The organism is Streptomyces sp. NPDC055140 (genome assembly GCF_053607285.1).
Genome location: NZ_JBSGTG010000082.1, coordinates 1 through 8,041, shown reverse-complemented (window position 1 = coordinate 8,041; position 8,041 = coordinate 1). Strand labels below are relative to the sequence as shown.

The window sequence follows — 8,041 nt, the reverse complement described above, 5'->3', positions numbered from 1 at the left end:
CACACCGCCGCCGGGGCACCCCCTCCGGGTGTATCAACCCCGCGTTTGGCCGGCGGCTGGTTTGCATTGGCAAAATGGGGGTGGGGGTTCTTTGTTGCCCGGCCAAAACCCGCCCCCGGAACCGGGCGGCACGTCCACGGGCTCCGGGGCTGCATCCGCGGGGAGTCCGGCGCCCGTGGAGGGTTTGTTGTCCGCGGACATCAAGTCCGCCGACGAGCGGGGCAGCGATCAGCCGGGAGATCTCCCGGCGGGACGCCTCCCGGCCAAGGTCGGTGTCGCCGTCAACGGCTGTTCGCGGATGCCTTGTTCGACGTGGTGACCGCATCTGGATCGGTGGGACGTTGCGGCGCCGCGGAGCCTTCCGCGGGCTTGGACCTCGCCAGCCACAGGCCGGTGAAAACGGCGGTGGCCAAAGTGACGGCTCCGGCAGCGAGGAAGGCGCTGTTCAGGCCGGACCCGAAGGAGGCGCCGCCGGACTGCCGGGTGCGGACGATGGCTCCGAGTACCGCCACGCCGAGCACCGCGCCGATCTGCCGGGTGGTGCTGCTGATGCCTGATGCGAGGCCGCCTTCCTGCGGGCTGACTGCTTGGATGGCGGCTCCCGTCAGTGGGGACATGGTCAGGGCGAAGCCGATGCCGACGACTCCCAGCCGCCACCACACGTTTCCGTAGCCGGTGTCGGCGTGCACCATGCCGAGCGCAAGCAGTCCCAGGCCGGCCAGGGCCAGGCCGGTGGTGACCACGATGCGGAAGCCGTGCCGAGCGGCGAGCCGGCCCGCGTACGGGCTGACGATCACCATGCCGAGGGATACCGGCAGGGTCTGCAGGCCGGCGCGCAGGATCGAGCTGCCCTGGACGTACACGAAGAACTGGGAGAAGAAGAACGACGAACCCATGAGCGCGAACCCCACCACGACCATGGCGGTGTTGGACACGGTGAACAGGCGCTGCCGGAACAGCCGCAGCGGCAGCATCGGAGCGGAACGACGCGCTTCGACGGCGACGAAGGCTGCGAGGAGGATCACCCCGGCGGTGAAGCTGCCCAGGATCACCGGCGACGTCCAGCCGCGGGCGCCACCCTCGATCAGCCCGTAGGTCAGCGCCCCCACCCCCAGAACGGACAGCATCGTCCCCGGGACATCGATCGCGGGGGCGCTCGGATTGCGGGCCTCTTCAAGGCTGCGCAGACCGACCGCCAGAAGGACCACGCCGATGGGCAGATTGACCAAAAAGATGGCGGGCCAGCCGAAGACATCCGTCAGCACGCCACCGGCCACGGGGCCTGCGGCCAGACCGAGTCCGCTGAATCCGGCCCACAGCCCGATCGCCTTGATTCGTTCTTGCGGCACGGGATAGGCGGCGGCGAGCAGGGCCAGCGAGGCAGGGCTCAGCGCCGCGGCCCCGATGCCCTGCAGCACCCGGCCGGCGACCAGCCAGCCGACCGAGGGCGCGAGGCTGCACAGCACCGACGCGGCGGTGAACACCGCCACGCCGGTCAGGTACACCCGCTTGCGGCCGAACCGGTCGGCGAAGACACCGCCGGACAGCAGCAGCATGGCGACCAGCAGTACGTACGCGTCGACGATCCATTGCAGACCGGTCAGCTGGGTGTGCAGCCGGTGCTCCATATCGGGCAGCGCTGCTCCAACAATCGTGTTGTCGAGCAGGACCATGAATTGGCCTAGGCAGGTCACCGTGAGCAGCACGGCCCGGTTGGGTCGACTGCCTACGGCCGCAGGCGATGAAGCCAAGGGGATTCCTCTCAATTGTCAGTTGCGCCTCTCCACGGCCGACGTGGTCAGCTTCTGGGCGCGCTAACGCAGTCTGTGACTGCGTTAGGTGACTATAGGGAGGGTGGCCTCGCAAACGCAAGTCTCGACTGCGTTAAGGTGGGGGTATGAACGAGCGACAGCGAGCCCGGCGGCCCGGCGGGCGCAGCGCCCGCGTCGGCGCGGAGGTGCACCAGGCCGTCACCGACCTGATCAGCGAGCGCGGCTACGGCAACTTCACCATCGGCGAGGTCGCAGCCCGCGCGGGCGTGGCCGACAGCAGCATCTACCGCCGGTGGGGCAGCCTGGAAACCCTGCTCACCGACGTGGCGCTCACCCGCCTCAACGCGCGGTCGCCGATGCCCGACACCGGGAGCTTGGCCGGTGACCTGCGCACTTACGCGGCCAACGTGGCCCGCGAGATCACCGGACCCGACGGTCTGGCGTTGGTGCGCCTGGCCGTCGCCCTGTCGAGCAACGGTCAGCAGGGCCTGCAGGCGCGTGACGACCTCCTCGCCGAACGTGCCCGGCAACTGCAGTCCATGCTCGATCGCGCCAGCGAACGCGGCGAGCACGCACCCGACGCGCTCGGCGTGCTGGACCACATCATGGCCCCGATGTATATCCGCGTCTTGTTCGGCATGGAGCTCACCCCGGACTACGTCGACGGGCTGGTCGACCGAATGCTGTGACCTCAGCTCGGTCCCCGGGATCAGCTTTCGGAGGTGGTGCCAGGGGTCCGTGTTTTGGACGGGCGGCCGAATGCCCGGCACGAGCGCCTGGTCGCCGCCCTCATGGGCGAGGTCTGAACTGCCGGGCCGTCAGTCCTGGGGTTGGAGCTCTCCGTGTGGTAACAGCTGTTACCATCGTGGTATGGCGAAGAAACCACAGCTGGGCGCGCGGGTGGACGGGGAAGTCGCGGAACTCGCGAAGAAGCGTGCCGCCGACCTGGGACTAAGTGTGGGTGACTACCTCGCCCGCCTGGTGCGGGACGATGCCAGTGGCCTGCGCGCCCGCGCGGTGGACGCGGCTGCCCGCTTCCTGGCCGAACATCAAGAGGTCTTCGACGACGCCGAACGAGCCCAGGAGACAGCTCGGGGAGCGCGCGCGGCCTGATGGAACTGCACATCGACGTTCCCTGGATCCTGCAGGTCACCGAGGTCGCCGGAGCGAACGATCCAGCCCCCGACGACTACGGTGTTCCCGTTTCGGCAGTGGCCCGTCACCGGGCCGAGCTGCTCGAGCAGCCCGTCTACGACGGCCCGTACGCCAAAGCCGCCGCCCTGGTGCACAGCCTGGGCCGGTGCCGCTGGCTGGAGCGCTCCAATCTGGCCGTCGCCGCCGCTACCGGCGTCATGTACCTCGACGCCGCCGGCATTCCCGTCAAGCCCGCCCGCGAGGACGCCATCGCCCTCAAAGACCTGCTCCTCGACCCCGCCTGCACCGCCGGGAAAATCGCCGCTTTGCTACGGACCTGGCCCACCGCCACCTGACGCCCGCATACCCGGCGCCGCCTCCTCAGAGCAATACCGCTCGCGCGGGCTGGCCCCGGACCGTGCACTGACATGCCCGGCAGCCGTCGCCAAGTCCATGCAAGCGATGGCACTGCGTGCGAGCATGAACGCCTCGGCCCGCTGGCTCCCCCCGTGTCAGTGGGCCGACGCACGCCCGGTTTCGTGTCCCCGTGAAGTTGGCGATGCCCTATTGCCGTGAGCTGCGGTTCGCCAGGTGGGTGGGGACGGACATCGGCCCTGTTGCCCCGCGCCTGCGGGGATGGTCCAGTGCTGAAGGCCCGGGTCAGCGCGTCGAGTTCATCGCCCCCGCGCCTGCGGGTATGGTCCGGCGCCGCGAGCCACCACGCGGATCGCGTGGAAGTCGCCCCCGGGCCTGCGGGGATGGTCCCGGCTCCTGGGGGCAGGAGCCGCCGAAGATCGCGTCGAACCAAGGCGGTCATCCCGGAGAAGGCCGGTCAGGCCGCGAATCGCAAGAAGTGTGGCAGGGACGGTGGTCGACCGGTGTCACCTGACGCTGAGCAGTACAAGGAGCGCAACACGGTGGAACGCTGCATCAACAAGATCTGGGCATGGCGGGGCAGGGCGGGGCCTGGCCAGGCGCTACGACACGACGCCCGCGAGCTACATGGCGGGGCTCCAACTACGCGGATCCGTCATCCGGATGCGCAGTCTCACCGCGGGGCTGCGGTCGCGGCGCCCGGCTGGCAAGCCGGACGCCGCAACCGCGCACTCAGGCCGGCGAGGTGATCGGCCGGCCCATGTGCCGGGCGAAGAATCGGACCGCACTGTCGGCCTCGAACCGGGGGAGCTCCTTGTGCTTGCCCGAGTTCACGTGCAACGACTTCTCCTTCGAGGCGAAGGCGTCGAACAGCGCGAGACCCTCCTCGCGCGAGATGTGCTCGTCGTCCCACTGCAGGTCGAACTCGATCGGGATGGTGATCCGCTTCGCCTGCTCGGCCAGGACATCGGGCCAGTGCTGACCGAAGACCGCGGCCGTGATCCGCGGCTCGCCCGCCACGAACGGTACGCCGATCGCGGTGCCCATGTTGATGCCCCAGAAGCCGACCAACCCGTCGGCGCCGATCTCCGGGAGCTCCTGGAGGGCATCTAGCGTGGCCTGGTACTCAGGCACGGCCAGCTCCGCCAGGTGGTCGTTGTACCGCACGACGATCGGGCCTTCCGGTTCACCCGCCGCCCTCGCCCGGAACAACTCGGTGACCTCCGCCTCGTCGTGCGCCGTACGCCGCCGGTCGCCGTGACCGGGCGCATCGATGACGGCGACATGGAAGCCGCAGCCGGCCACGAGAAGGCGGGCCCGGCCTGACATCGCCGGGTGCTTTTTGTGGTTGCCGCCGCCGTGAGCCATCAGGATCAGGGGCGCGCGATCGGCCGCGCTGGAGGCGGGCGACCACAGAACGCCGGGGACGTCTCCTACGGTGAAGTCGCGTTCGAGGACGCCGTTCGACGACGACTCGGCGGTGAACTGCAGAGAGGACATAAACGTTGCCTTTCGGGAGTGCCTTGTTGTCGAGGCGCTCCCGGCGACACCTACGTCAATCGCCGGCCATGACGGCAAGGGGGAGCACCCACATGGATACAGCGTTCATGGGTCTCACCTCCTCGGGCGGTGTCACGGTCGACTGGAAGCTATCAGAGCGATTGTCATCCCTCCAGCCCTTTTCCTCGCCATGTGATCACAACCCCAGACAGGCCCTAAAGCCTCCCGCCACACGGTGCTTGGAGGTGACCGGCGGTGGGACAGGGCGGGCCGCTCGACGGCGAGCAGCGGGAGCGGCCCGCCCATTCACGCGAAGGGACAGCACCCTTGGTGCGGTGCTCGACGGGCAACAATCTTGTTCGCGATTCTCCTCCTCGTTGCGTCGTTGTCATGACCAACGCGCGGACGTACGTTGCCCAAGGGCTGGCGATGGAGGGGGCTGGATTGTGCGCAGCCAACCGAACGAGGGCGACATCCGCGTCTGAATGCCAGGCCGCAACCCCGATCGTTGGCTGCGCGTCTCCGGGAGGCGCTCGAAGTCGCCCGATTATGAGCCGTGGGCTCTCGGCGTGGGTATGTGGCCGGGCCCGGATGGGGACCATCGTGCGGTACGTGGGGGCGCGCAAGAATTGCAGCGACATGCTGATGGGGTGACGCTGAGAATCCACAGCTTGAAGTGGAGCAGCCGGCTATGGGCAGTCTGGTCGTTGTCGGGGTGGATGGCTCGTCAATGAGTTTCACCGCCGTGGAAGCAGCCGCCACAGCAGCAGCACGGCGCGGCGCGGCGTTGCGTGTGGTGCATGCTGAGGTTCCGATCAAGCCGAGGCTCATGGTGCCGGACCCGGCTTCCAGGACGCTGGTCCACGAAGCGGCGGCCCGTGCCCTTGTCGTGGCGCCTGAGGTCGTGGTGACCAGGGCCGTGGTGACGGGTGATGTGGTGCATGTGCTGGAGACCGAGTCGCAGACTGCGGACCTGATCGTTGTCGGCTCCAGAGGTATGGGGCGCATCACGGGCCTGCTGCTGGGATCCACACCGGTGTCCTTGGCCGCCCGCAGCCATTGCCCGGTGATGACAGTCCGCGAAAAACAACGGACATCCGCTGACGCAGGGCCTGTCGTACTGGGAGTCGACGGCTCGCCAGACAGCGACGAGGCCGTCAACTTCGCCTTCGCCGAAGCCGCACAGCGCCAGGCTGAGCTCCTGGCTGTTCATGCGGGGCAGCCGGACAAGGCCTCGTGCGGAACAGCCCCTGAGTCTGCAGAGCAATTGCTGGCTCAGGCGATTGCCGGCCGCACGGAGGTCTATCCGGACATCACCGTTAGACGCGACCTGGTGGGCGGCAAAGCGCGTGAGGTCCTGCTCGAGGCGAGCAAGGCAGCTCAGCTGCTGATTGTCGGCGCCCGTGGGCGCAGCGGCATTGCCGGTCTGCTCCTGGGGTCGGTGAGCCAGGCCGTGATGGCCCACGCACACTGCCCCGTCGTCACCGTTCGCAAGACGACGTGAGCAGCCCAAAATCTGACTCTCTGCAGTCACTCCACAGAAGCTGGCTCTGTCGCCAATTTGGGGCAGTTGGGCATCGATCCTGTGTCCCGCTGGCACAGGTGGACCTTGCCCACGTCGTGGACGAGGAGGAGGAGCACACCAGCGTGGCCGAGTGGCGTGCGGGCCATGAGCGGTTCTGGCACAGCGAAGAGATGAATGCGGCGTTGGAGGACCCTGAGTTCACCGTAGATGACGCGACGCTGGCGGTTCTGGAACGCTTCCGCCTCATCACCGACCTTCGCCTCGCGGATTGACCGTTCTCCTGCCGCTCACAGCGCAGCCCCCAGCCGCCCGAGCTGTCAGGCTGCCCCGGGCACGACGATCCCCCATTCTGAGCCTGTCCTGTGGGGTCGCTGTGTCTGCTGGGTGACGGCCCATCACCCGACGAGCAGCGTGCCGGTCGCCGAAGACGTTTGTTGCAGGTGCTTCGTTACGGAGGGCGCATGCATGACGCAAGCGCTGTGCGGGCGCGTGTGGAGGTTAGATCTGCGCCACCCAGAGGTGAGAGAGTCTCGCGGCTCTCTGGTGCTGCCTGCCCATCGGGGCTCGCACGCTCGGGATTTCCGCTTGTAACATCGCGGGCTGGCCGGGCGTGTCTATGACAGGAAGCGACAGTATTGGTTGGGGACGGGGGACCATGTCGAACGAAGAGGACTTCGACGCCTTCTACGCCGCCACGGCCAAGCGTCTGGTCGCCACGGTCTATGCGATGACCGGGGACTTGGGCGAGGCCGAGGACGCGGTGCAGGAGGCGTACGCGCGGGACTGGCAGAGATGGGACCGGCTCACCCGGGACGACGACCCGCTGCCCTGGGTACGGACCGTCGCCTCACGGCTGGCCATCAGTGCCTGGCGGCGCACCCGCAACCGGCTGCGCGCCCACCTGCGCCACGGACCCGCGCCGGACCAGCCCGCCCTTTCCGCGGACCGGGTCGTCCTGGTGGCGGCGCTGCGGCAGCTGAGCCCGGACCAGCGCCAGGCGGTGGTGCTCCATCACCTCCTGGACATGCCGGTTGCGGACGTGGCCCGAGAGACGGGCGCCTCCAGCGGAGCCGTGAGGACACGGCTCAGCCGGGCCCGCAAGCTGCTGGGGGCGCAGTTCGCCACCATCGACATGTACGACGAGGGGGTTGTCAGCCATGACTGATGTCGAGGAACTGCTGGACGGCGTCCACGTGAAGCTTGCGTCCCCGCAAGCTGTCCGGGGGAGAGGCGAGCACCGACGGAGGCGACAGCGGACGGGCGCGGTCACGGTGGCCGTGGTCGCCGTCTTCGCGGTGGGATTCGGCGCGTGGGCCAGGCTGGCATCACCGCCGCGAGACGCCGAGGTGGCCTTAGGCCACGACAACCCGTTCATGTCACACAACGCCGTGCAGGCCCTGAAGCCGTCGGAGCTCCCGCGGTTCGGGTCTGTCAACGACCCGGGACTGAAAGTCCCGGGCTTGCACAACGGGCGCCACTGGCTGTGGTGCTGCGTTTGCGTCCTGACCCACGCCCGGTGTTCGGGGGTGGGTCTGGGGCGGTTGACTGCACCCCGCATCTCCACAACTCTTCCGCACGGTGACGGATGTTGCGGGAGCCGTTCCAGTCCGCGTGTGCAACGACACCGCAGGACCGGCATGCGAAGCGGGCCTGACTGGCCCGGTTCGCCTTGTCGATGTGCCCGCATTCGGCGCAGGTGCGGGAGGTGTACGCCGGATCGACGTGCACCACCGGT

The 8,041-nt window shown here is 68.4% G+C and carries 8 protein-coding genes and 2 pseudogenes; 7 read left to right on the top strand and 3 right to left on the bottom strand.

The features are described from left to right. Nucleotides 1-281: 281 nt before the first annotated feature. Nucleotides 282-1,751, bottom strand: a complete 1,470-nt coding sequence (locus tag ACWFR4_RS46915) for an MFS transporter (RefSeq protein WP_453657877.1) — start codon at nucleotides 1,749-1,751, stop codon at nucleotides 282-284. 146 nt (nucleotides 1,752-1,897) lie between these two features. On the opposite strand from ACWFR4_RS46915, the gene ACWFR4_RS46910 reads away from it, so the two are divergent. The 4 genes and pseudogenes from ACWFR4_RS46910 to ACWFR4_RS46895 form a co-directional block, all read left to right on the top strand. Then, a complete protein-coding gene (locus ACWFR4_RS46910) occupies nucleotides 1,898-2,461 on the top strand; it encodes a TetR/AcrR family transcriptional regulator (protein WP_453657876.1) in 564 nt (187 codons plus the stop codon). 181 nt (nucleotides 2,462-2,642) lie between these two features. Continuing rightward, on the top strand, nucleotides 2,643-2,885 hold the full coding sequence (locus ACWFR4_RS46905; protein WP_116504324.1) for a hypothetical protein: 243 nt from the start codon (nucleotides 2,643-2,645) through the stop codon (nucleotides 2,883-2,885). After that, on the top strand, nucleotides 2,885-3,262 hold the full coding sequence (locus ACWFR4_RS46900) for a fic family toxin-antitoxin system, toxin component (protein ID WP_266681747.1): 378 nt from the start codon (nucleotides 2,885-2,887) through the stop codon (nucleotides 3,260-3,262). Before ACWFR4_RS46905 ends, ACWFR4_RS46900 begins: the two co-directional genes overlap by 1 nt. A gap of 417 nt (nucleotides 3,263-3,679) precedes the next feature. Further along, a pseudogene (locus ACWFR4_RS46895) lies at nucleotides 3,680-3,941 on the top strand (IS5/IS1182 family transposase); the annotation flags it as partial. Between the two features lie 72 nt (nucleotides 3,942-4,013). On the opposite strand, the gene ACWFR4_RS46890 reads toward ACWFR4_RS46895, so the two are convergent. Next, on the bottom strand, nucleotides 4,014-4,781 hold the full coding sequence (locus ACWFR4_RS46890; protein ID WP_453657874.1) for an alpha/beta hydrolase: 768 nt from the start codon (nucleotides 4,779-4,781) through the stop codon (nucleotides 4,014-4,016). 691 nt (nucleotides 4,782-5,472) lie between these two features. Here ACWFR4_RS46890 and ACWFR4_RS46885 point away from each other — a divergent pair. From ACWFR4_RS46885 to ACWFR4_RS46875, 3 genes and pseudogenes are all read left to right on the top strand, one after another. Beyond that, nucleotides 5,473-6,285 carry a universal stress protein gene (locus ACWFR4_RS46885; RefSeq protein WP_453657872.1) on the top strand — a complete coding sequence of 271 codons (813 nt, stop codon included), beginning with the start codon at nucleotides 5,473-5,475 and terminating at the stop codon, nucleotides 6,283-6,285. Nucleotides 6,286-6,368: 83 nt separating this feature from the next. Beyond that, a pseudogene (locus tag ACWFR4_RS46880) lies at nucleotides 6,369-6,578 on the top strand (ASCH domain-containing protein); the annotation flags it as partial. A gap of 383 nt (nucleotides 6,579-6,961) precedes the next feature. After that, nucleotides 6,962-7,471, top strand: a complete 510-nt coding sequence (locus tag ACWFR4_RS46875; protein ID WP_453657870.1) for a SigE family RNA polymerase sigma factor — start codon at nucleotides 6,962-6,964, stop codon at nucleotides 7,469-7,471. 266 nt (nucleotides 7,472-7,737) lie between these two features. Here ACWFR4_RS46875 and ACWFR4_RS46870 read toward each other — a convergent pair. Then, the coding region (locus tag ACWFR4_RS46870) for a zinc ribbon domain-containing protein (RefSeq protein ID WP_453657868.1) at nucleotides 7,738-8,041 on the bottom strand (304 nt) is incomplete at its 5' end.

What these genes read in the sequence shown, in the direction of transcription:
- ACWFR4_RS46910 (WP_453657876.1), top strand. Translation starts at nt 1,898, where the DNA reads ATGAACGAGCGACAGCGAGCCCGGCGGCCCGGCGGGCGCAGCGCCCGC.
- ACWFR4_RS46905 (WP_116504324.1), top strand. Translation starts at nt 2,643, where the DNA reads ATGGCGAAGAAACCACAGCTGGGCGCGCGGGTGGACGGGGAAGTCGCG.
- ACWFR4_RS46900 (WP_266681747.1), top strand. Translation starts at nt 2,885, where the DNA reads ATGGAACTGCACATCGACGTTCCCTGGATCCTGCAGGTCACCGAGGTC.
- ACWFR4_RS46890 (WP_453657874.1), bottom strand. Translation starts at nt 4,781, where the DNA reads ATGTCCTCTCTGCAGTTCACCGCCGAGTCGTCGTCGAACGGCGTCCTC.
- ACWFR4_RS46885 (WP_453657872.1), top strand. Translation starts at nt 5,473, where the DNA reads ATGGGCAGTCTGGTCGTTGTCGGGGTGGATGGCTCGTCAATGAGTTTC.
- ACWFR4_RS46875 (WP_453657870.1), top strand. Translation starts at nt 6,962, where the DNA reads ATGTCGAACGAAGAGGACTTCGACGCCTTCTACGCCGCCACGGCCAAG.